The following is a 20,914-nucleotide window of genomic DNA, read 5'->3' on the forward strand; positions in this document are numbered from 1 at the left end:
GAAGGTGCGTCGGTCATGGCGTCCTACGCGGTGGGGTCACGACGTGCGTCGCCGGGTGCCCGGCGCCCGGTCTGGCCGGGCATGATCACGCCGGGGGCGGCGCCGGGCGGACGCGGGCGCAGAGGCTCGCCCGGGCACGGCAGCCTGGCGAAGCGCCGGCGGCGCGGACGGCCGCCGCGACGACGCAGACCCTGGCTGGTCACCGCGGTGGCGCTGGGCGTCTCGCTGTCGGCGGCGGCGGTCGTGCTGGCCTATGTCTCCACCGCCCCCGGGCCCCGGCAGTCCGCGACCGTGGCCGACCCGGTGCTCGGCGGCGGACCCGGGTGCGAACCGCTGCGCACCCCGGAACTGGTGCGCGGCAACGGCACCGGTTCGGCGGCGAGCGGGCCCGACGCGGTGCTCGCCTTCCAATACGCCTACTACGTGACCCGCTCCGGCGCCGAGGCCCGCGCGATCACCACCCGTGACGCCGCGGTGTCGTCCGCCGAGGTGATCGACGCGGGCATCGCCTCGGTGCCGCCGGACACCAGGCACTGCGTGCTCATCTCCCCGCTGCCGGACGGCAGGCTGGACGTGGTGCTCACCGAGGTCCGCCCCGACGGCGCCGTCAAGACCTATCGCCAGTTCGTCACGGTGGCCGAGCGCGCCGACGGCGTCCTCATCACCCGGATCGGGCCGCCGGACCGGTAACTCGTGCGGGACCGGGCGATCTCGCCGGCGCCGCCGATTTCGCGGCGTCCGGCCGGAACGACCAACTGCCCGCCGGGTTCCGGGTTGTGGACCACCGGCCGCCCGGGCCGGTGAACGCCGCCGTGGAATCGCTTCGCGAACCACCTTCGCGGGCAGGTGGCCGCTGGGAGATGGCTGCGCGAACCGCCCTCGATCGGGATCGACTCTGATACATTTTCGTATCGGATACATCGGTGTATCGAACGCGGTGCATATCGGCGGCAGCGGCGCGATGTCGGGCCCGCCGATCGGACGGCGGAGCACGCGACTGCCGCTAGGAGGAACCGTGACGGCGGCAGCACAGGCCGGAGATCCGCGGACGAGCGCCGCGTCCCCGGCGCCCGTGCGTAAGGCGGCGGCCGACAAGCCGCCGAGCCGACGACGGGTGCGCACCCGCGATCGCCTGCTCGCCGCGGCCTACGAGGTCTTCGCCGAGGAGGGGTTCGGCCGCGCGAGCGTGGAGCGGGTGTGCGAACGGGCCGGTTTCACCCGTGGTGCGTTCTACTCGAACTTCACCTCCCTCGACGAGCTGTTCCTGGCGATGTGGGAGCAGCGCTCGGCGGCCCTGCGCGAGGATCTGCGCGCGGCGCTGGACGCCCTGGCCGTCGACGGTCCCACCGATGTGCGCGCGGCGGTGGCGGGTCTGCTGGCGGCGGTGCCGCTGGAAGAGGCCTGGTTCCGGATCACCGCCGAATTCACCGCGCACGCGCTGCGCACCCCCGATCTGCGCCGGGTGATGGCCGAGCGGGAGGAGGCCATCGTGGCCGCGCTGGCCCCGACCGTCGGCGCGGCGCTGCGCCGGGCCGGGCGCACCGTCGCCGATCCCGTGGCGCTCGGTCAAGCGCTGGTGGCCGTGCACGACGGCACGGCCACGCAGGTGTTGATGGAGCCGGGCAACCGGACGGTCCTGGGTCGGCGTGCCGACCTGTTCTGCCACGTCGTGCTGGCCTACAGCACGCCAATCGAAGGATGACGATGAGCACAAGCGAATCCGCGCACGCGGCCGGCCACGACGACGAGGTGATCGTGGTCGGTGCGGGCCTGGCCGGTCTGGTCGCCGCCCACGAACTGGCGCTGGCCGGTAAGAAGGTGCACCTGCTCGACCAGGAGAACCGCAACAACCTCGGCGGTCAGGCGTTCTGGTCGCTGGGCGGGCTGTTCATGGTCGACACCCCCGAGCAGCGCAGGCTCGGCATCAAGGACTCCTACGAGCTGGCCTGGCAGGACTGGCAGGGCTCGGCCGGTTTCGACCGCGAGGACGAGGACCACTGGGCCCGCCGGTGGGCCCAGGCCTATGTACGCTTCGCCGCCACCGAGAAGCGGGACTACCTGCGCGCGCTCGGACTCCGGGTCACCCCGCTGGTCGGCTGGGCCGAACGCGGCGGCGGCGCCGCCGACGGTCACGGCAACTCCGTGCCGCGCTTCCACCTCACCTGGGGCACCGGTCCCGAGGTGGTGCGGGTGTTCGCCGAACCGGTCCTGGCCGCCGAACAGCGCGGGCTGGTCCGGTTCAGCTTCCGGCACCGTGTGGACGAACTGATCGTCGAGAACGACGCGGTGGTCGGAGTGCGCGGCAGCGTGCTCGAGCCCACCGATCTCGAGCGCGGCAAGGCGTCCTCGCGAACGGTCGTCGGCGACTTCGAATTCCGGGCGAAGGCCGTGGTGGTGACCTCCGGCGGCATCGGCCACAATCACGCCCTGATCCGGCAGAACTGGCCGGTGGATCGGCTCGGCCCGTGCCCGGAGACGATGATCTCGGGCGTGCCCGCGCACGTGGACGGGCGGATGCTGGCGATCTCGGAGGCCGCGGGCGGTGCGATCGTCAACCGCGACCGCATGTGGCACTACACCGAGGGCATCCACAACTGGGATCCGATCTGGCCCGACCATGCCATCCGCATCATCCCCGGCCCGTCCTCGCTGTGGTTCGATGCCAACGGAAAGCGGCTGCCCGCGCCGTGTTTCCCCGGTTTCGACACCAACGCGACGATGAAGGCGATCCTGTCGACCGGCTACGACTACTCGTGGTTCGTACTCACCCAGTCGATCATCGAGAAGGAGTTCGCGCTCTCGGGTTCGGAACAGAATCCCGACATCACCGGCAAGGATCTCAAGCTCACCCTGGCCAGCCGGGTCGCCAAGGGCGCGCCCGGCCCGGTGGAGGCGTTCAAGAAGCACGGCGTGGACTTCGTGGTGGCCGACACGCTGGCCGAGCTGGTCGAGGGCATGAACAAGATCGCCCGGGGCCCGCAGCTGGATGTGGCCGACCTGGAGCGCCAGATCGTCGCGCGTGACCGGGAACTGGACAACAAGTTCAGCAAGGACGCCCAGCTCATGGCGATCACCAACGCGCGCCAATCCTTCGCCGACAAGGCGGGCCGGGTCGCCAAGCCGCATCGCATCCTTGACCCGAAGGCGGGTCCGCTGATCGCCGTGCGACTGAACATCCTCACCCGCAAGACCCTCGGCGGCCTGCAGACCACGCTGGACTCACAGGTGGTGCGCCCGGACGGCACCCCGTTGCCCGGCCTGTACGCCGCGGGCGAGGTCGCCGGCTTCGGCGGCGGCGGCGTGCACGGGTACAACGCGCTGGAAGGAACCTTCCTCGGCGGTTGCATCTTCTCGGGCCGGGCCGCCGGGCGGGCGCTGGCGAAGTCGTTGTCCTGAGCCTCGTTCGACCGGAAGTGCCGGCAGCCACGAGGTTGCTGCGCCGGCGGCGCGGGCACAACGGGTCTCGATGCGCGCGCCCGCCGTCCGGGGCCACCGGGTCCGGGCGGCGCGGTCGTGATGATCATGAAAACCGACGATGCCGCCGGGAGGGGGAGCCCGGCGGCATCGACTCGGAGATGCGCGACTCGCAGGGGGTTCGAGCCGCACGGTAGTCGGCTCAGGGAGGGCCGACCCGATTGCCGATCGTACGCTGGCGCAGCATCATCGGCCCGCGCCGACACCAGGACAACCTGGACAATCGCACGTCCGGGGTGCATCCTCAGGCGCTCGCTGCGGCCTTCTCCCGGTACATGGCGATGTCGGCGTCGTGCAGCACCTCGGTGAGCGAGCGCGGGTCGGCGGGCGAGAGCCGGGTCGCGCCGATCGACACGCCGATTTCCAGGCGATTGCGCGGCAGCCGGATCGGCTCGCCCACCACCGCGTGCAGGCGCTCGGCGGCGGCGGCGGGGTCGCGGCCCGGACCGCGCAACAGGATCAGGAACTCGTCGCCGCCCAGCCTGCCGATGAGGTCGCCGTCGGCCACCGCGCGACGCAGGCGCCGGGCGATGATCCGCAGCACCTCGTCGCCCGCCAGATGGCCGTGGCGGTCGTTGACCGACTTGAATCGGTCCAGATCGACGAACAACACCGCGGAGAACTCTTCGCGCGCGGGCTCGGCCAGTGCGTGTTCGAGGCGGGCCAGAATGGTGGCGCGGTTCTTCAGTCCGGTGAGATCGTCGTGGGTGGCCTGGTAGCGCAGTTTGCGGTGGCGGTCCCGGTTCTCGGTGATGTCGGTGAACGAGGCCACCACCGCCGAGTTCGGGTCGTCCGGGTCGAGCGGGCGGCAATTGCCCGCCAGCCAGCGTCTGCCGCGATGGTGCCCCTCGATGCCGAAGACGAATCCGGTCGTCGGCTCGCCGGTGTGCACCGTGCGCACCATCGGATGCGCGGCCGGCAGCAGCGGCGCGCCGTCGGCGTCGACCATCCGCAGCGACAGCTCCTGATAACCGCGCCCGACGAGTTCGGCGCCCTCGCAACCGAGCAGGCGCAACGCGGCCGGGTTGATCGATTCGATGCGCCCGGCCCTGGTCATCACCACGACGCCCTCCTGGAGCTGGGAGACGACCGCGGCGAAGTGCTGTTCCATCCGCCGCCGCGCCGCCTCGGCCGCGCGCTGGATGCTGAGATCGTGCAACACCACCTGGTAGGCGTTGCGGCCCTGCCACACCGTGCGCACCGTCGCCGTCTCCACCGGAATCCGCATGCCGTCAGGACGGATCAGGGTCGCGGGCACCCGCCTGCTCGGCCGGATCGCGGTGGCGATCTCCGCGGGATGCAGGAAGTCGGACAGCGGTCGCCCGAGGACGTCGGCGCCCGCGGCGAACAGCCGGACGCCCGCGGGGTTCAGGTACGCGATCGAGCCGCCCTCGTGCACGCAGATGGCGTCGGGGGAGTGCTCGACGAGCGCGCAGTAGCGCTGTGCCAGTTGCGCCACGCCGGTGCCGCCGGGTGTCGCTGTGTAGGTGTTCTCGGCCATGCGAATCCTGTTCGTCGTACGACGCGGCGAATAGCACGGTGTAGCTCGCATCAGGACATCGATCCGGCGAATACCCACCCTGCGCCGAGATCCGAGTCCGAGATGCCGATACCGGAGGAGCGATCGATCGAAAGTCAAAAGAGACTAAGTGGTATCGACGATCGACAATAGCGAATGGCTGTGCCGTGGGCAATTACCCCGCCACCGGGCATTTCCGGCCGGTACCGACTCCGATGCCGCCGTCAGTTCGGCGATTCGCCGGGGCGCCCGTAGTCGGTCACGCGGGTCACTTCGTAGCCGAGCAGCCGCTCGGCCTCTTCGATGCCGCCCTGCAGATCGCCGACGGCGTTCATCTTCGACAGGTCGAGGCCGATCGTCACGAGTGTCAGGGCGATTTCGGAGGACAGTCCGGTGATGATGACGCTCGCGCCCATGAGGCCGGAGGCGTCGACGGTCTGGACGAGGTGGTTGGCCACGGTGGAGTCGATAGTGGGTACGCCGGTGATGTCGATGACGACCACCTTGGCGCGGTTGGCGCGGATGGCGCGCAGGAGTTGCTCGGTGAGCTGGCGGGCGCGCTGGCTGTCGAGTACGCCGATGATCGGCAGGATGAGCAGCTGTTCGCGGACCTGCAGGACCGGGGTGGACAGCTCGCGGATGGCTTCCTGCTGCTGGCGGATGATTCGCTCGCGCTCCTGCACGAACGAGATCGCGACCATGCCCGCGACCCGGTTGGCGGCGGGCTCGTAGACATCCAGGACACGGGTGAGCAGATCGAAATCGGTCTGGTACTTCTCGAACAGCGAACGGGCCAGCACATCGCGCAGCAGCAGCACGATGCCGAGGATCTCGTCGGTCTGCACCCCGCGGACCACGATCCGCTCGGACAGGTCGCGGGCGTAGTCGCCGAGCGCGCCGACCGAGCCGGTCTCCAGCACGGTCACGTAGTTGTCGTAGACGGAGGTGACCTCGGTGAAGATCTCCTCGGGGGTCATCGCCGTCAGCAGTGCGGCCTCGGTGATGCGCCGCGCCCACTGCGCGCGTAGGCCGGTCCGGTTGCTGCGCAGGTGTTCGACCAGCTCCGAGAGCAGGTGTTCGCCCGCGCTGTTCGCACCCGGGGCGGCCCGGGCGGAGTTGAACAGTTCGGACAACGGGGAACTCCATTGATCGAGACGTCATGGTGATGCCCGGACGCCGGGTCGGCGCGCACAGGCCGTCGCCAAGCGGCATCGTATACCGCCCTCCGCGTCGTTCGGACGGGTTTTCCGCGCTGTGCGCCAAGATAATTCGTCAACCGTCCAGTTTGTATAAGGGGTCGCGCTAGCCTCGGTGTATGTGCCGAAACATCACCGCTCTGCGCGGACTGGAACCGGCCGCGACGCCCGAGGAGATCCACGCCGCCGCGTTGCAGTACGTCCGCAAGGTCGGCGGGCTGACCGCCGTCTCGGCGAGCAATCGCTCGGCCGTCGAGGAGGCCGTGGCCGAGATCGCCGCGGCGACCACCCGGCTGCTCGAGCGCCTGCCCGAACGCAAGGTGCCGCCCAAGAGCGTGCCGCCCCTGCGTCGTCCGGAAGTTCGCGAACGCATCGCCGCCCGTGCGGCAACCGGTGACCACGACCGTGCCCACGCGCATGAGCACTCCCACGATCACGGGCACGCCCACGCTCACGATCACGATCCCGCCTGAGCGGGCGGAGTCCGCCCGCGTCGGTGCGAGCCGTACCCTGATGCCCGCCGGCGCGGGACAGCCGCCGAAGCGTGTCCCGACGATGCGGGCCGGTGGAATCAGACCCGGATCGGCTCAGAGCAAGCCGCTGCGGCGGGCGGTATCCAGGGCGCCGACGCGGGAATTGGCGCCGAGCTTGCCGTAGATCCCGCGCAGGTGTGTCTTGACGGTATTGATCGACACACCCAGGTCGGCCGCGATCTGCCCGACGGTGCGACCGGTCGGCAGCTGCTTGAGCACCAGCAGCTCGGTGTCGGTCAGCGCCGGGCGGAAGATCTCGCGGTGGGCGGCCGGATTCGCCCTGATCCTGGCGACGAACGACTCGGCACGCGCGAACCGCCCGGAATAGGCGTCCAACAGCGCGATCGCGCCGGGCACATCGAGGAACGGCCGCACGAGCTCGCCCTCCGCGGCCTCGTGCACCGCCCGCTCCAGCGTTTCCGCCCCGGCCCTCGGCCTGCCCAGTGCGAAGTGCGCCACCGCGCAGACCAGCCATCCGGTCACCCTGCTGTTCGGCCGCAGTGCGCCGTCCGCGCGCAGCAGTGGTTCCATCAGGTCCAGTGCCTGGCGCGGCTTGTCCTCGGCGAGCGCGCAGGCCGCGCGCGCCAGCAACACATCGGGCAGCTCGCCCAGGCGTGATCGGGCCTTGTCGGTGAGCAGGTGGGCGGTGCGCGGTTCACGCATCCGCAGCAGCGCCCAGACCACGTGCGGTACCAGCGCGGCGGTGTTCACCGCGTGGTCCTCCCGGTCGAGCAGGGCCAGCATGTCGCGGTGCAGCGTGTCCACCGCCGTACCCGGCGCGCTCCCGTTCGACCCGTGGCCGGGTTGGGCGGTGCCGAGCCTGGCCAGCTGGCCGACCAGGTGACCGTGTCCGCCCACCAGCGGGCTGTGCGCGCCGTCGCGATCGCGGCGCCAGGCCAGCGCGGCGGTCAGATAGGCGGGTTCGGGCGCCTCCCCGCGCAGGTAGGCGGCGCCCGCGGCGATGGTCATCACCTGCGCGGCGTCGAAGGAGGCGAGCAGGTCGTGATCGGCGGCCACGGCCAGCGCCCGTGCCGCCCGGCGGCGCATGGCGACCGTCGACTCGGCCGCTGCGGCGGCCAGGGCCAGCCGGGTGGCGGTGCGCAGGGCGAGGCGGGGATGGCAGGCGTGCTCGGCCAGCGCCGCACCGCGGTGCAGGAGTTCCTCGCCCTCATGGATCCGTCCGGCGAGCAGGGCCGCGGTCGCCGCCTGCAGGGCCGCGTAGCAGTCGATGTCCGGGTTGCCGGTGGCCGCGGCCGCGGTGAACGCCACCGGCGGGGCGCCGGTGCAGGCGGCCACGTCCACGGCCAGCGCGCCGATCAGCGCCTCGGTCCACGCCGCGGGGGCGAAGGACGCGCGATGGGCGCCGCGCTCGACGGCCAGGTCCAGGTACGCGCCCGCGTCGGCGAGATCGCCGTGCACGAGCGCGTCGAGCACCCGCAGTGCCCACAGGTACGGGTCGTCCATGACCTCGACGGCCGCGCGGGTCAGCTCGTCGAACAGCGCGCCGCCGTCGCCGTCGAGCACCATCGTCAGCCCGGCGGTGACCACGAAATCCAGCAGTTCGCGTCGATCGCCGACGGCGCTCAGATGAGCGAGGGCTTCGGGCAGGTGCCCGGCGGCGTGCAGCCAGCGCGCGGCATGGGCGTGCAGTTCGGTGATGCGGGCGGGACCGAGCCGGTTCGCCTCCGCGCGGAAGCAGGCGCGCAGCATCGGATGGTGCTGGATCCACACATCGGTGCCGCGTGCGGTGCGCAGCAGGGGAAAACCGATCCGGTCCAGTTCGTCGAGGTAGTGCCCCGCGCCGCCACCGGCCAGTTCGTCGGCGAGCTTCTCGGTGAACGCGGCGGGAACGCCGGTGACCGTGAGGAAATCCCGCAGTGCGGGGGTGAGCTCGTCGAGCAGTTCGGCGGCCAGATATCCGGCGACCGTGTGCGGCGGGCGTTCGAGCAGCACCGGCGCGTCGAGTTCCTCCGGATGCGCGGCCAGATGAACGGCCAGGATGCGCACCAGCGCGGCCCAGCCCCTGGTCAACTCGTCGACCGTCGCCAGGCCCGCATCGTCGAGACGTACACCGTGCTCCCCGCACAGCCGCGCCGATTCCCCTGCGGTGAAGGCGAGTTCGGCCGCTCCGAGGCGGCTCAGGCGGGCCCGCAGCTCCAGCAGGTGCCAGCGGATCGGCGGATCGTGGCGGGCGCAGACGATCACCGTGGTGGCGGGCGGCGCGTCCAGCAGGAGACGTTCGAGCTCGGCGGTCGCCTCGGGATCGGCCAGCAGGTGCGCGTCGTCGAGAACGAGCACGCCGTCGGGCGGGAACGCGCCGGACGCGCCGACCAGTTCGGGGGCGCGGGCCCAGCGCACGGTGAGGTCGGGGCGATGGGCGGCCCAATCGGCGACCAGCACGGTCTTGCCCGCGCCGGCCGGTGCGCTGATCAGCAACACCCGGCCGTTGCCCGCGGCCACGGCGGCATCCACGGTGTCGAACAGCAACGGTCTGGCGATCGGCGTGAAAGTGGGCGTCGGCGCCCTCGAGAACCCGGCATGACCGGGGTGGTACGAAGTGCTCACGGCGCCCTGCCTTTTCGATGCTTTCGTGCCATTCCGACTGTTCTGCCACGACCGAAAGAACTCGATTCACCACACCACGCGCTCAGAGAGCAGAATTTACCGGACCGATGCCCGTGAAGTCCGTGCCCGTGGTTGTTGTTATTCAATTTTCACCGCCGCGGATCCGCGTTGTCCGCTCGTCGCTTTTTCTTTCGAACAGAAGAATTGCCGGGCGTGCCGCGGTGGGTTCGGGTGTGCTCGTCGTATGCTGCTGCGGTTGTGGCCGGACAGCTGTCCGACGACGCCGCAGCGACGACTCGGCAACGGTTGCATACCGTTGCGACCCTGCGCTCCCTGCGGCGGCCATGATCGAAAGACACCTCGCGGTGAACCCAAGCAGCCCGTCGGTACGACGAGGTCCGATCGGGTAGAGAGGTCAGGTGCGTGATGAGTTCTGTGCGTTCGTCCCACTGGGCGGGTCGTCTCGCCACCGTTCTAGGTTTCGCCTCCGCGGCCGCGATGGCCACCGGGATCGCCGGTATCGGGGTCTCGCGGGCCGAGCCGCTGTGGCCGGGCGGCCCCGACATCCCGGGCGTGCCCGCCATCATCAAGCCACCGCCCGCGCCGTGTTCGGAGCTGGCTCGCGCGTGTATGCGGCTGACCACCAACGAGGCCTGGCTGATGGACGGCGGCCGCACCGTGTACGGCCCGACGCCCGTCTCCCACGGCATGCCCGGTTACGAGACGCCGCCGGGGGTGTTCACGGTCTCGTTCATGAAGCCGTTCCACTGGAGCACGATGCACAACGCGCCGATGGAGTACGCGATCTTCTTCAACGGAGACATCGCCTTCCACATCGGCCCCGTCGACAAGCAGTCGCACGGCTGCGTGCGGATGACCCCGGAGGGCGCCAAGGCGTTCTTCGACTACCTGTCGCCCGGTGACCGCGTGGAAGTGGTCGTCTAGCCCGGTGTCGTGGCCGTGGCCGTGGCCGTGGTCGGGACGAATCGATAGGCGGGATTGAAGGTCTCGGTGTTGGTGGGATCCGGGCCGGGGCCGGGCGGCTGCGGCGTGACCGCGGGCAGCGCGCGCGGGCTCGGCCGCAGCGGCGGTTCCTCCCGCCAGTGCGGCGCGGCCGCTTCCAGGGCGAGGCCGAGGTCGATGAGTTCGGCTTCGGCCCAGGGCAGGCCGCCGATCTGGACGCCGAACGGCATGCCGGTCACCGACGAGCGGCCCGCGGGCATCGCGACGGCGGGCGCTCCCGTGTAATTGGCCCAGGCCACCGGCACGAGATCGGCGTCCAGCAGCGACAGCGCGGCCGCCTGGGCGCGCTGCGTACCGTCGTGGGGCGCGCCGGGCACCACGATCGCGGTCAGGCCGTGCTCGGCGAACATACGGTTGTAGTCGCGCTGATACTCCGCACGCGCCTGGCTGAACTCCTGATACTCGGTGAACGGCGCGGCCAGTGCCGCCAAGCCGAGTCCGACCACCGGCAGACTGCTGGGACGCAGTTCGGGTATCCGGTCCGCCCACTGCCGATGGTAGGTGCCCAGTTCCCTGGCCCCGCCGGTGGCCAGCACCTCGGGCTCGCGCGGCAGCCGCACGTCGCGCAGTTCGCCACCGAGATCGGTGATCAGGCGCAGGAATTCGCCGAACAGCCGGCCCAGCTCGGCGGGCAGGTCGACGCCGACGACGCCGAACACCTTGCCGGACAGTGGTTTCGGACCTGACGGTGCCGCGATCGGGTAGAGCGATTCGGCGGGCGGGGCGGTCGTGGTGACCGGATCGTGGGGATCCGGTCCCGCCATGAACGACAGCAGCAGCGAGGCGTCGCCGAGGCTGCGGCCCATCGGCGAGGGGTGGTCCCTGGTCCACATCACCGGGATGATCCCGTAGTTGCTGCACCGTCCGAAGGTCGGCTTGATCGCGCTGATCCCGCAGCGTGAGGCCGGTAGCCGCGCGGATCCGCCGGTATCGGTGCCCAGCGCCAGCGGCGTGAACCGGGCGGCGAGCACCGCCGCGCTGCCGCCGGAGGAGCCGCCGACGGTATCGGCGATCCGCCAGGGATTGCCGACCTGTGGTGTCGCGGTCAGCAGCGCGAATTCGTCGAGCCGGGCATGGCCCATCAGCACCGCGCCGTTGTCGCGCAGCTTGCGCCAGACCGTCGAATCGCCCGCCGCGACATTGTTTTCGAGGATGCGGCTGGATGCGGTCAGCGGCAGCCCGGTCACCGCGTACAGATCCTTCACGCCGATCGGCAGCCCGCACAACAGCGGCGCGTTGCCTGCGGCCAGTCGTGCCGCCGCCGCGTCGGCCTGCGCGCGAGCCGTTTCGGGGTAGACGTGGACCCAGGAATTGATCTCCCCGTCGTATTCGGCGCTGCGCCGCAGGCAGGCGTCGAGCAGTTCGCCGGGGTGCAACTCGCGGGCCTGCAACAGGCTGACCGCCTCCAGCGCGGACAGCAGCGCGGGATCGGTCGCCCGTATCGAGCCCGGGTCGGGCAGGGCGGGCGATCGCCGGGGCAGGGCCCGGCTCGGAGCGGCGCCGAACAGCGCGCCGGCGCCCGCGGCGGCCGCCCCGACGCGTGCGGTGCGAAGGAACGACCGACGCGAGAAAGACAAAGACACGTATCCCCCTGATTCATCCGATAGCGCGTGCGCTCCCGGCGCTGCGCCGATGCACGGAACCTGACAGGACACATCATTGGGTCGCTGAAATCAATTGCAGCTCATGAGTTTTCGACTTGAAAGCCCCGAAATACCCGGGCTCTCGCCGCTGTGAGCGGATCTGCTCCCGGCAGCACGGGCCGCGATTCGGCCGGTCGCCGGGGCACGGTGGTCACATGGCTCACGACGACAAGACACCGCTGTTCGACTGGCGGGCCAGAGCGCAATTGCTCGGCCGCCGCATCCTGGTCCTCGACGGTCCGCTCGACGACGACAACGGCACCCTGCTGGCCACCCAACTGCTCACGCTGGCCGCCGAGAACGACACCGCCCCCATCGCACTGTGGATCCATTCGCCCGGCGGCTCGGTGCCCGCCATGCTCGCCATCCGCGACGTGATGCGGCTGGTGCCCTGTGAGGTGTCCACCCTCGCCCTCGGCCTGGCGTGCAGCGCGGGACAGTTCCTGCTCTCCGCGGGCACACCGGGCAGGCGCTACGCCCTGCCGCACGCGCGGATCCTGATGCACCAGGGCTCGGCGGGTATCGGCGGGACCGCCGTCGACGTGGAGGTGCAGGCGAGCGATCTGCGCCACACCGTCGAAACGGTGCTCGGCCTGATCGCCGCCGACACCGGACAGCCCTACCAGCGGATCTACGAGGATTCCCTGCACGACCGCTGGTTCACCGCCGCGCAAGCCGCGGAGTACGGATTCGTCGACCACATCGTCGGCGAGTTCGATCAGGTCGTGCCGTTCCGTAGTCGAGCGGGTATCGCGATATGAGCACCTACACCATCCCCAACGTCATCGCCGCGCATCCACGCGGTGGCGAGCGCATCACCGACATCTATTCGCATCTGCTCGCCGAGCGGATCATCTATCTGGGCACCCCGATCGAATCCGGAGTCGCCAACGCATTGATCGCGCAGCTACTGCACCTGGAGTCGGAGAACCAGGACCGCGAGATCGAGTTCTACATCAATTGCGAGGGCGGCGATCTGCCGTCGATGCTTGCCGTCTACGACACGATGCAGCACATCGGCGCCCCTGTACACACCACCTGCGTCGGCCAGGCTATCGCAGTGGGTGCGGTGCTGCTCGCGGGAGGCGCCCCCGGCCACCGCGCCATCCTCCCGCACGCGCGGGTGGTCCTGCACCAGCCCGCCGCCCGCGGGCAGGGGCCGATCCCCGATCTGATCCTGCAGGCCGACGAGCTGGTCCGCATGCGCTCGGAGATCGAGGAGATCCTGTTCCGGCACACCGGTCAGCCGGTGGAACGGCTACGCGAGGACACCGACCGCGACCGTGTGTTCACAGCTCGGGCCGCGGTGGACTACGGATTGGCCGACACGGTGCTGAGCCCGCGCGGCTGAGACCGGCACCTGCCCGGCGCGGGCGGAACACGCGGCTCGTCCCGCCGGGACACCACCGCCCGGCGGGAGACGTCCTCGCGCCGCGACACGACACATCCCGGAACGCGTAGGCAGGCCAACGACATCGGAAAGCGGCGGGCAGGGCGATCCGGACCCGAGTGGGCCGGGGTGGGCCGGACTCATGGATGGCCGGGACGCCGGACTCGGGCGGGTCGGGGCCAGCCGAGGTCAGGCGGCGCGCAGCACGACGCCGGGGCCCGCGCCGGTGCGGCGTCCGGGCGCCGCGCGCCTGTGGTGCGCGCGCAGGTCGTCGGCGATCTGCACGGTGAGACCGATCAGCGTGATGCCGAGTGCGCCCGCGACCGCCGCGATCATCTCGCTGGAGGGTTCCTTGCGGCCGCGTTCCACCTCGGAGAGGTACTGCGGTGAGATGCCCGCGCGCCGCGCGATCTCGACCAGCGTCTCGCGTTGTTCCAGGCGCAGGGTGCGCAGGCGTTCGCCGAGCACCTCCCGCCACAGCGGCTCCGGGGCGGGTGCGGGCCGCCGGTCCTCGCGCCCACCGGGGATCGAGTGCAGTCTCGGATGCTCGGTCATGGTCCTCAGGCTACGAGCGGCCCCTTTCGACCGGCCCCCGATTCCGCTGTGGGCGGACGACTTCGGCGTGCCCGCCACGCCACGCCGGGGCGAGCGCGCATGATGGGGCGGTGTCCGACAACCGGAGCGAACTCAGCCGGCCCCATCCCACACCCCGGCCGGAACACGCACCGCCGGATCCCGAACCACGGCCCGATCTCAAACCACGCAGCCGCGATGTGACCGACGGCCTGGAGAAGACCGCGGCACGCGGAATGCTGCGGGCGGTCGGCATGGGCGACGACGACTGGGACAAACCGCAGATCGGCGTGGCCTCCTCGTGGAACGAGATCACCCCCTGCAACCTTTCGCTGGAGCGCCTGGCGCGCGCCGGCAAGGACGGTGTCTACGCCGCGGGCGGGTTCCCCATGCAGTTCGGCACCATCTCCGTCTCCGACGGCATCTCGATGGGGCACGAGGGCATGCACTTCTCGCTGGTGTCGCGGGAGGTGATCGCCGACAGCGTCGAGACCGTGGTGCAGGCCGAACGCCTGGACGGCACGGTGCTGCTGGCGGGCTGCGACAAGTCGCTGCCGGGCATGCTGATGGCCGCGGCCCGGCTCGACCTGGCCTCGGTCTTCCTCTACGCGGGCTCGATCCTGCCCGGCATCGCCAAGCTCTCCGACGGCAGCGAGCGCGAGGTCACCATCATCGACGCCTTCGAGGCGGTCGGCGCCTGCTCGCGTGGGCTGATGAGCCGCGCCGACGTCGACGCCATCGAACGCGCGATCTGTCCCGGCGAGGGCGCCTGCGGCGGGATGTACACCGCCAACACCATGGCCAGTGCGGCCGAGGCACTCGGCATGTCGCTGCCGGGCAGCGCGGCGCCGCCCGCCACCGACCGTCGCCGCGACGGTTACGCCCGGCGCAGCGGCCTGGCCGTGGTCGAATTGATCCGGCGCGGCATCACCGCCCGCGACATCCTCACCAAGGAAGCCTTCGAGAACGCGATCGCGGTCGTGATGGCCTTCGGCGGCTCCACCAACGCGGTGCTGCACCTGCTCGCCATCGCGCACGAGGCGGAGGTGGATCTCGAGTTGGCCGACTTCGCCCGGGTGGGCAGGCGGGTCCCGCATCTGGCGGACGTCAAGCCCTTCGGCGCGCACGTGATGACGGACATCGACCGCATCGGCGGCGTGCCGGTGATGATGAAGACCCTGCTCGACGCCGGTCTGCTGCACGGCGACTGCCTGACCGTCACCGGCGCGACGGTGGCCGAGAACCTCGCCGAGATCGCCCCGCCCGATCCCGACGGCACCGTGATCCGCGTGCTCAGCAGGCCCATCCACCCGACCGGCGGCATCACCATCCTGTCGGGCACGCTGGCTCCCGGCGGAGCGGTGGTCAAGTCGGCCGGCTTCGACTCCGAGGTCTTCACCGGGACCGCGCGCGTCTTCGACCGGGAGCGTGCCGCGATGGACGCGCTGGAGAACGGTGTCATCGCCGCGGGCGATGTGGTGGTCATCCGCTACGAGGGCCCCAAGGGCGGGCCCGGAATGCGCGAGATGCTGGCCATCACCGCCGCCATCAAGGGCGCGGGCCTGGGCAAGGACGTGCTGCTGCTGACCGACGGACGCTTCTCCGGCGGTACCACCGGCCTGTGCGTCGGGCATGTCGCCCCCGAGGCCGTCGACAGCGGGCCGATCGCCTTCGTCCGTGACGGTGACCGGATCCGCCTCGACGTGGCCGCGGGCACCCTCGACCTGCTCGTCGAGCCGTCCGAGCTCGCCGAGCGCGCGCGGGGCTGGCAGCCGCTGCCTGCCCGCTACACCCGCGGTGTACTGGCGAAATACGCCCGGCTGGTCGGCTCGGCATCCGAAGGCGCGGTCTGCGATTGAGGCCGAGGCCGATCACCGACGGGGTGGCCGGTGCAGTAGCTTGAAGCGCAGAACTCACCGTCAACGAAGAGAGCTGATCGATGCCGACCACGACGGAGCCGACCTCCTCCGAGCAGACCACGACCGCGCGCGCACAGATCGGTGTCACCGGCCTGGCCGTCATGGGCAGCAATATCGCCCGTAACTTCGCCCGGCACGGGTACACGGTCGCGTTGCACAACCGTTCGGTCGCCAAGACCGACGCGCTGCTGGCCGAGCACGGCGGCGACGGCGACTTCGTACGCACCGAGACCATCGAGGAGTTCGTGGCGGTGCTGGAGCGGCCGCGGCGCGTGCTCATCATGGTCAAGGCGGGCGAGGCGACCGACGCGGTCATCGAGGAGCTGGCCGCGGCGATGGAGCCGGGCGACATCATCATCGACGGCGGCAACGCCCTCTACACCGACACCATCCGCCGCGAGGCCGCCATGCGCGAGCGCGGTCTGAACTTCGTCGGCGCGGGCATCTCCGGCGGCGAGGAAGGCGCGCTCAACGGTCCGGCCATCATGCCGGGCGGTCCCGCCGAGTCCTACGAATCGCTGGGCCCGCTGCTGGAGTCGGTGGCCGCGAAGGTCGACGGGATCCCCTGCTGCACCCACATCGGCCCGGACGGCTCCGGCCATTTCGTGAAGATGGTGCACAACGGCATCGAATACGCCGACATGCAGCTCATCGGCGAGGCCTACCATCTGTTCCGCGAGGCGCTCGGCTTCGACGCCAAGCAGATCGCCGACGTGTTCACCCAGTGGAACAGCGGCGATCTGGAGAGCTACCTGGTGGAGATCACCGCCGAGGTGCTGAACCAGGTCGATGCCAAGACCGGCCGCCCGCTGGTGGACGTGATCGTCGACGCCGCCGAGCAGAAGGGCACCGGGCGCTGGACGGTCAAGTCCGCGCTGGATCTGGGCGTGCCGGTGACCGGCATCGCCGAAGCCGTGTTCGCCCGCGCGCTGTCGGGCTCGCGCGCCCAGCGCAAGGCCGCCCTCGGCCTGGCCGCGGGCAGCCTGGCCGAGAAGCCGACCGATGTCGAGCAGTTCACCGAGGACATCCGCCGCGCGCTCTACGCCTCCAAGGTCGTCGCGTACGCGCAGGGCTTCGACCAGATCGCCGCGGGCAGCGCCGAATACGGCTGGAACCTGAAGCCCGGCGACCTGGCCACGATCTGGCGCGGCGGCTGCATCATCCGCGCCCGCTTCCTCAACCGCATCAAGGAGGCCTACGACAACGATCCCGCGCTGCCCAGCCTGATCCTGGACCCGTACTTCCGCGAGGCCATCGAGACCGGCATCGACAGCTGGCGCCGCGTGGTCGCCACCGCGACGCTCCTCGGCATTCCGGTGCCCGCGTTCGGCTCCTCGCTGTCGTACTACGACGCGCTGCGCTCGGAGCGCCTGCCCGCCGCGCTCACCCAGGCCCAGCGCGACTTCTTCGGGGCGCACACCTACGAGCGCGTCGACGCCGAGGGCAAGTACCACACCCTGTGGAGCGGCGACCGCTCCGAGATCCAGGCCTGACCCGCGCGAAAAGCGCACTCGGGCAACGGGAAAGGGCCGGACGATCGTCCGGCCCTTTCCCGTTGTGAGGGCAACGTGCCCGGCTGCCCCCAGCTCGGCCGGGGCACGGTTTCAGATGACGGCGCCGATGTCGTTGGCGACCAGGTTGTCCAGCGCGTGCTCGGCGACCGCCGCGATGGTCATCGACGGATTGCAGGCCGCGGTATTGCCCGGCATCAGCGCACCGTCGAGCACGTACAGGCCGCGCTGGCCGAGCACGCGACCGTTGACGTCGCACACCGTGCCCATGCACGCGCCGCCCAGCGCGTGCCAGGTGGAGGGGAACACCGCATTGGTGTCGAGCAGGGTTGTGTCCGGCCCGGCGATGCGGTGTGCCAGCGGGCCGATCCGGGTGTTCTGGATGAACGAGTCGCCGTCGGCGGGCCAGTGCAGTCTCGCTTCGCCCGCCGCCGCGTCGTAGTCGAACCGGCCGCGGTCGCGGCTGACGCCGTAGCCGACCATCATGGTGCTCATCGGGTCGATCTGCAGCGGCGGAATGGACGCCTGGACCAGCGTGCAGGCCGTCTCCGGATCCTCCCAGTTCTTGCTGCCGTAGACGACCGGACCGCCTTGCGCCTTACCGAAATTCGCGCCCGGGTTGTTCCAGACGTAGATGCGGTCGGCATTGGTGCCCCAGCCCTCGCCGACCGCGTCGGGCAGATCGGGGATACGCCCGGTGGCCTTGGCGCGCACCAGCAGCTTGGTGGTGTTGACCGACCCGGCCGCCATGATCAGCGTGCCCGCGGTGAGGATCTTCTGTTCCACGACCGTGCCGGTGGTGTCGAGGTGGTTCACGTAGATCGTCCAGCGCCCGTCGGCAGCACGCTCGACATCGGTGACCTCGTGCAGCGTCTTCACCTCGACCAGGCCGGTCGCCTCGGCGGCGGCGATGTAGGTGACGTCGACGGAGTTCTTGCCGCCGTTGTTCACGCCCATCGCGCCGTCGCCGTTGGTGTAGCTGGGCTTCATCTCCCCGCGCAGTTCGGCCAGCGCGTAGTTCCAGTCGATCGGCATGGGGATCTTGTCCAGCGGCAGGCCCGCCCGGCGCACATTGTCGGCGAAGACCCTGGCCGCGAGATAGTTCGGGTGCTCGACGAGTTCGTCGGGCGCCACCGCCAGCCCGAGCATCCTGGCCACCCGCGGGTAGTGCACCCGGTCGAGCACGTCCCAGTCGATCTCGCCGGGAAAGTGCGCGGCGAACACCTCTCGGGTGGGCTGCAGGGACATGCCCTGGTAGACCAGCGAGCCGCCGCCGACGCCCGCCGGGCACAGTGCGGTCATGTTCTCGCCCGCCACCGCCTCGATCAGACCCGTGTACGGCTCGAACACCAGCGGCGTGCCGAACAGGTTGGGATTGGAGCGGTACCACAGCAGCCGCTTGTCCGGTGCGGACGCGCGCGGGAAGGTCTCGGCGTTCGGCCCGGTCGGCCAGCGGAGCCCGCGCTCGAGGACCGTCACCGGCACGCCGGCCTGTGCCAGCCGCAGCGCGCTGATGCCACCGCCGAATCCGGAACCGACCACGACGACGCGGTGTTCTTCGAAAGCGACCGGGATCTGATTGCCCCGGGCAGCGACCGCGTGCCGTCCGTTCGCATTCCAGGAACCCGCGACCAGTACACCTGCCGCCGCTGCTCCGGTCAGCACGGACCGGCGCGTGATTACCGACATCGACATCCCTTGAATCGAAAGTAGAGCGACCGGACAACGCTGTCCGGTCTCGGGGGAGTCTGCCGTGTGCGTCACATCGGAGTCAAGCATTACGGCCGTTGCGTCCGATCGCCGGGCTCGATCCGAGGCCCCGACGGCGGGCGGCATGCTCGGTCGTTTTCGGCGACGACCTGCCGGCGCGCGCCGGAATCCGTTCCGGTAAGGACGATCCGTGCGCTCCCGGGCGCGCCGAAGCCGAGCGCGCCGGACCCCGGTGCGCTCGGCTCTTCCCGTATCGATTCCAGCGGCCGCGGCGGCCGCCGCTTCAGATCAGCGCGCGCAGCTTGCCGCGCAGCCAGCCGATGGCCGTCTCCCCGCCGGCGACCCGATAGTACGGATAGCTCTGGTGCGCGCCGGAGCTCAGGAAGTTGTCGATCTGGCGCTTGCGCTCCTCGTAGGCGGAGTTGTTGAGCTGGTCGTGCAGCAGTCCGAGACCGCCCGCGGCGAGCACGTCGGCGAGCAGATCACCGGCGGGCAGTTGGTAGAACTGCGTCGGATCCGATGCCTGCGCGAACATCCCGGCGATCCGCGCGGCGAAATCGCCGTCGGGGGTGGCGCAGTAGAGATCCTCGGGCACGCAGAAGGTGTAGGCGACCGGGCTGAGCCAGCCGAAGCCGCCCAGGCGCGGGCCGCCCGCGCCCGCACCGGGGACCGGCGGGCCGATCAGCTGATCGGTCGGCGAGCGGCGCGGGTCGGCGACGAGGCCGACCAGCCCGACCCGGTCCGGCGGCACGACGCCGAGCCCGGTGCCGATCTCGGCGGCGACATCGCCCGCCGCGTCGGCGCCCTGGCTGTAGCCGAGCAGCGCGAAACGTGTACCGGGACATTGCCTGGCGACATCGGCGATCAATCCCCGCGCGCCGTCGGTGGCCTCGCGCTTGGACCTGCCGTAGACCTCGCCCTCCCACGGAAAGGCGGTCGCCGCGTAGGTGACGTAGTCGACCCGGACATTGCCGGGCAGACCGTCGGCCGCGCCGGCGAGAATGCCCTTGCCCGGCTCCTCGTGCGAGGTCTCCCAGGTGCCGGGTACGACCACGACGTGGAGGTCGGGGCAGGAGCCGGGAGAGGCGGTGGCGGTGGCGGCGCCGATCGGCAATGCGGCCGCGACCATCGCAACTGCGCAGGCCGCCGCGTTCGTCAATCGAGCGTTCGTCCATCGAGAGAGCATCGTCGTACTCCGTCTCTGCACTGCCGGGCGAGCGCCCGGATGGTGAAAGGTGCCCTGCGAGCAGGACACCGATGGTCGGCCGAACCCTGCCGAAATAGTAACCGGCCAGCCGATAGGCTGCTGGCTCTATGGCACTCAATGCGACTGTTCACAGCTTTACCGTCGGACTCGCCGACCTCGACCGTGGCGTCTATGACGATCTGGAGCTGCGCGTCGCCCGCCATCCTTCCGAGACGGCGGAATTCATGCTCACCCGCCTGCTCGCCTACTGCCTGGAATACACCGAGGGCATCGCCTTCAGCGACGGCGGCGTCTCCTCCACCGATCAGCCCGCGGTGCTCGCGCGCGACGCCACCGGCAGACTCACCGCCTGGATCGAGGTCGGCGCCCCCGATGCCGAGCGGGTGCATCGGGGCAGCAAATCCGCTGAGCGCGTGGCCGTATACACCCATCGCGATCCGGCCAAGGTGCTCGCGCTCTACAGCGGCAAGCGAATCCACCGGGCCGAGCGCATCCCGCTCTACAGCTTCGATCGCGCGTTCGTCGACGACGCGGTGACCGCGATCGAAAGGCGCAATACGGCGACCCTTTCGGTGACCGAGGGCTCGTTGTACCTGGAACTCAACGGCAAGGCGTTCGAGACGGTGGTGCACGAGCACCGGATCGGATAGC

General features: G+C 70.6%; 16 protein-coding genes and 1 pseudogene. 10 read left to right on the forward strand and 7 right to left on the reverse strand.

Annotation, left to right across the window (positions count from 1 at the left end; genetic code table 11):
• The 3 genes from ON26_RS05415 to ON26_RS05425 all read left to right on the forward strand — a co-directional run.
• Nucleotides 1–690, forward strand: a 690-nt coding sequence (locus ON26_RS05415) for a DUF8176 domain-containing protein (protein WP_245545735.1), incomplete at its 5' end; no start/stop codon positions are given.
• Nucleotides 691–1,015: 325 nt separating this feature from the next.
• On the forward strand, nt 1,016–1,702 hold the full coding sequence (locus tag ON26_RS05420; protein WP_373280925.1) for a TetR/AcrR family transcriptional regulator: 687 nt from the start codon (nt 1,016–1,018) through the stop codon (nt 1,700–1,702).
• A 2-nt stretch (nt 1,703–1,704) separates the two neighbouring features.
• Complete coding sequence (locus ON26_RS05425) at nt 1,705–3,396, forward strand: FAD-binding dehydrogenase (RefSeq protein WP_085998951.1); 1,692 nt, start codon at nt 1,705–1,707, stop codon at nt 3,394–3,396.
• Between the two features lie 322 nt (nt 3,397–3,718).
• Here ON26_RS05425 and ON26_RS05430 read toward each other — a convergent pair whose 3' ends face one another.
• Together ON26_RS05430 and ON26_RS05435 are read right to left on the reverse strand one after the other, a co-directional pair.
• Nucleotides 3,719–4,975 (reverse strand): diguanylate cyclase domain-containing protein, encoded by a 1,257-nt coding sequence (locus ON26_RS05430; protein WP_040794872.1) that lies wholly within the window; start codon nt 4,973–4,975, stop codon nt 3,719–3,721.
• Between the two features lie 242 nt (nt 4,976–5,217).
• On the reverse strand, nt 5,218–6,126 hold the full coding sequence (locus ON26_RS05435; RefSeq protein ID WP_051026716.1) for an STAS domain-containing protein: 909 nt from the start codon (nt 6,124–6,126) through the stop codon (nt 5,218–5,220).
• A gap of 182 nt (nt 6,127–6,308) precedes the next feature.
• Here ON26_RS05435 and ON26_RS05440 point away from each other — a divergent pair.
• Nucleotides 6,309–6,578 (forward strand): annotated as a pseudogene (locus tag ON26_RS05440) (DUF2277 domain-containing protein); the annotation flags it as partial.
• 198 nt (nt 6,579–6,776) lie between these two features.
• Here the strand turns inward: ON26_RS05440 and ON26_RS05445 are convergent.
• Nucleotides 6,777–9,287, reverse strand: coding sequence for a LuxR C-terminal-related transcriptional regulator (locus ON26_RS05445; RefSeq protein ID WP_157171791.1), 2,511 nt, complete (start codon nt 9,285–9,287; stop codon nt 6,777–6,779).
• A gap of 426 nt (nt 9,288–9,713) precedes the next feature.
• On the opposite strand from ON26_RS05445, the gene ON26_RS05450 reads away from it, so the two are divergent.
• Complete coding sequence (locus ON26_RS05450; RefSeq protein WP_051026717.1) at nt 9,714–10,232, forward strand: L,D-transpeptidase; 519 nt, start codon at nt 9,714–9,716, stop codon at nt 10,230–10,232.
• On the opposite strand, the gene ON26_RS05455 is transcribed toward ON26_RS05450, so the two are convergent.
• The gene (locus ON26_RS05455; protein ID WP_040794876.1) at nt 10,229–11,893 is read right to left on the reverse strand and encodes an amidase; all 1,665 of its coding nucleotides are present in this window, start codon (nt 11,891–11,893) and stop codon (nt 10,229–10,231) included. The two genes, ON26_RS05450 and ON26_RS05455, sit on opposite strands and share 4 nt — an antisense overlap.
• Nucleotides 11,894–12,108: 215 nt before the next feature.
• Here ON26_RS05455 and ON26_RS05460 point away from each other — a divergent pair, with 215 nt between their 5' ends.
• Both ON26_RS05460 and ON26_RS05465 read left to right on the forward strand, forming a co-directional pair.
• Complete coding sequence (locus ON26_RS05460; RefSeq protein ID WP_040794877.1) at nt 12,109–12,714, forward strand: ClpP family protease; 606 nt, start codon at nt 12,109–12,111, stop codon at nt 12,712–12,714.
• The gene (locus tag ON26_RS05465) at nt 12,711–13,304 is read left to right on the forward strand and encodes a ClpP family protease (protein WP_040794878.1); all 594 of its coding nucleotides are present in this window, start codon (nt 12,711–12,713) and stop codon (nt 13,302–13,304) included. Before ON26_RS05460 ends, ON26_RS05465 begins: the two co-directional genes overlap by 4 nt.
• Before the next feature lie 228 nt (nt 13,305–13,532).
• On the opposite strand, the gene ON26_RS05470 is transcribed toward ON26_RS05465, so the two are convergent.
• On the reverse strand, nt 13,533–13,898 hold the full coding sequence (locus ON26_RS05470) for a helix-turn-helix domain-containing protein (protein WP_040794879.1): 366 nt from the start codon (nt 13,896–13,898) through the stop codon (nt 13,533–13,535).
• Between the two features lie 110 nt (nt 13,899–14,008).
• On the opposite strand from ON26_RS05470, the gene ilvD reads away from it, so the two are divergent.
• Entirely contained in the window at nt 14,009–15,775 is a 1,767-nt protein-coding gene (ilvD, locus tag ON26_RS05475; RefSeq protein WP_083883748.1) for a dihydroxy-acid dehydratase, read from the forward strand.
• 80 nt (nt 15,776–15,855) lie between these two features.
• The gene (gene gnd, locus ON26_RS05480; protein WP_040794880.1) at nt 15,856–17,328 is read left to right on the forward strand and encodes an NADP-dependent phosphogluconate dehydrogenase; all 1,473 of its coding nucleotides are present in this window, start codon (nt 15,856–15,858) and stop codon (nt 17,326–17,328) included.
• A gap of 111 nt (nt 17,329–17,439) precedes the next feature.
• Here the strand turns inward: gnd and ON26_RS05485 are convergent, their stop codons facing one another.
• Entirely contained in the window at nt 17,440–19,035 is a 1,596-nt protein-coding gene (locus tag ON26_RS05485) for a GMC oxidoreductase (protein WP_040794900.1), read from the reverse strand.
• Nucleotides 19,036–19,339: 304 nt separating this feature from the next.
• Nucleotides 19,340–20,242: a cutinase family protein gene (locus ON26_RS05490; RefSeq protein WP_040794881.1), complete on the reverse strand. Its 903-nt coding sequence runs from the start codon at nt 20,240–20,242 to the stop codon at nt 19,340–19,342.
• Nucleotides 20,243–20,370: 128 nt separating this feature from the next.
• Between ON26_RS05490 and ON26_RS05495 the strand changes: the two genes are divergently transcribed.
• The gene (locus tag ON26_RS05495; protein ID WP_040794882.1) at nt 20,371–20,913 is read left to right on the forward strand and encodes a YaeQ family protein; all 543 of its coding nucleotides are present in this window, start codon (nt 20,371–20,373) and stop codon (nt 20,911–20,913) included.
• The last annotated feature ends 1 nt before the right edge of the window (nt 20,914 follow it).

It is taken from the genome of Nocardia higoensis NBRC 100133 (assembly GCF_000308595.1).
GTDB lineage: Bacteria > Actinomycetota > Actinomycetes > Mycobacteriales > Mycobacteriaceae > Nocardia > Nocardia higoensis.

Bases quoted from the DNA above. Each gene is read 5' to 3' on its own strand.
- ON26_RS05425 (WP_085998951.1), top strand. From the start codon at position 1,705: ATGAGCACAAGCGAATCCGCGCACGCGGCCGGCCACGACGACGAGGTG.
- ON26_RS05430 (WP_040794872.1), bottom strand. From the start codon at position 4,975: ATGGCCGAGAACACCTACACAGCGACACCCGGCGGCACCGGCGTGGCG.
- ON26_RS05450 (WP_051026717.1), top strand. From the start codon at position 9,714: ATGAGTTCTGTGCGTTCGTCCCACTGGGCGGGTCGTCTCGCCACCGTT.
- ON26_RS05460 (WP_040794877.1), top strand. From the start codon at position 12,109: ATGGCTCACGACGACAAGACACCGCTGTTCGACTGGCGGGCCAGAGCG.
- ON26_RS05465 (WP_040794878.1), top strand. From the start codon at position 12,711: ATGAGCACCTACACCATCCCCAACGTCATCGCCGCGCATCCACGCGGT.
- ON26_RS05470 (WP_040794879.1), bottom strand. From the start codon at position 13,898: ATGACCGAGCATCCGAGACTGCACTCGATCCCCGGTGGGCGCGAGGAC.
- gnd (WP_040794880.1), top strand. From the start codon at position 15,856: ATGCCGACCACGACGGAGCCGACCTCCTCCGAGCAGACCACGACCGCG.
- ON26_RS05485 (WP_040794900.1), bottom strand. From the start codon at position 19,035: ATGTCGGTAATCACGCGCCGGTCCGTGCTGACCGGAGCAGCGGCGGCA.
- ON26_RS05490 (WP_040794881.1), bottom strand. From the start codon at position 20,242: ATGCTCTCTCGATGGACGAACGCTCGATTGACGAACGCGGCGGCCTGC.
- ON26_RS05495 (WP_040794882.1), top strand. From the start codon at position 20,371: ATGGCACTCAATGCGACTGTTCACAGCTTTACCGTCGGACTCGCCGAC.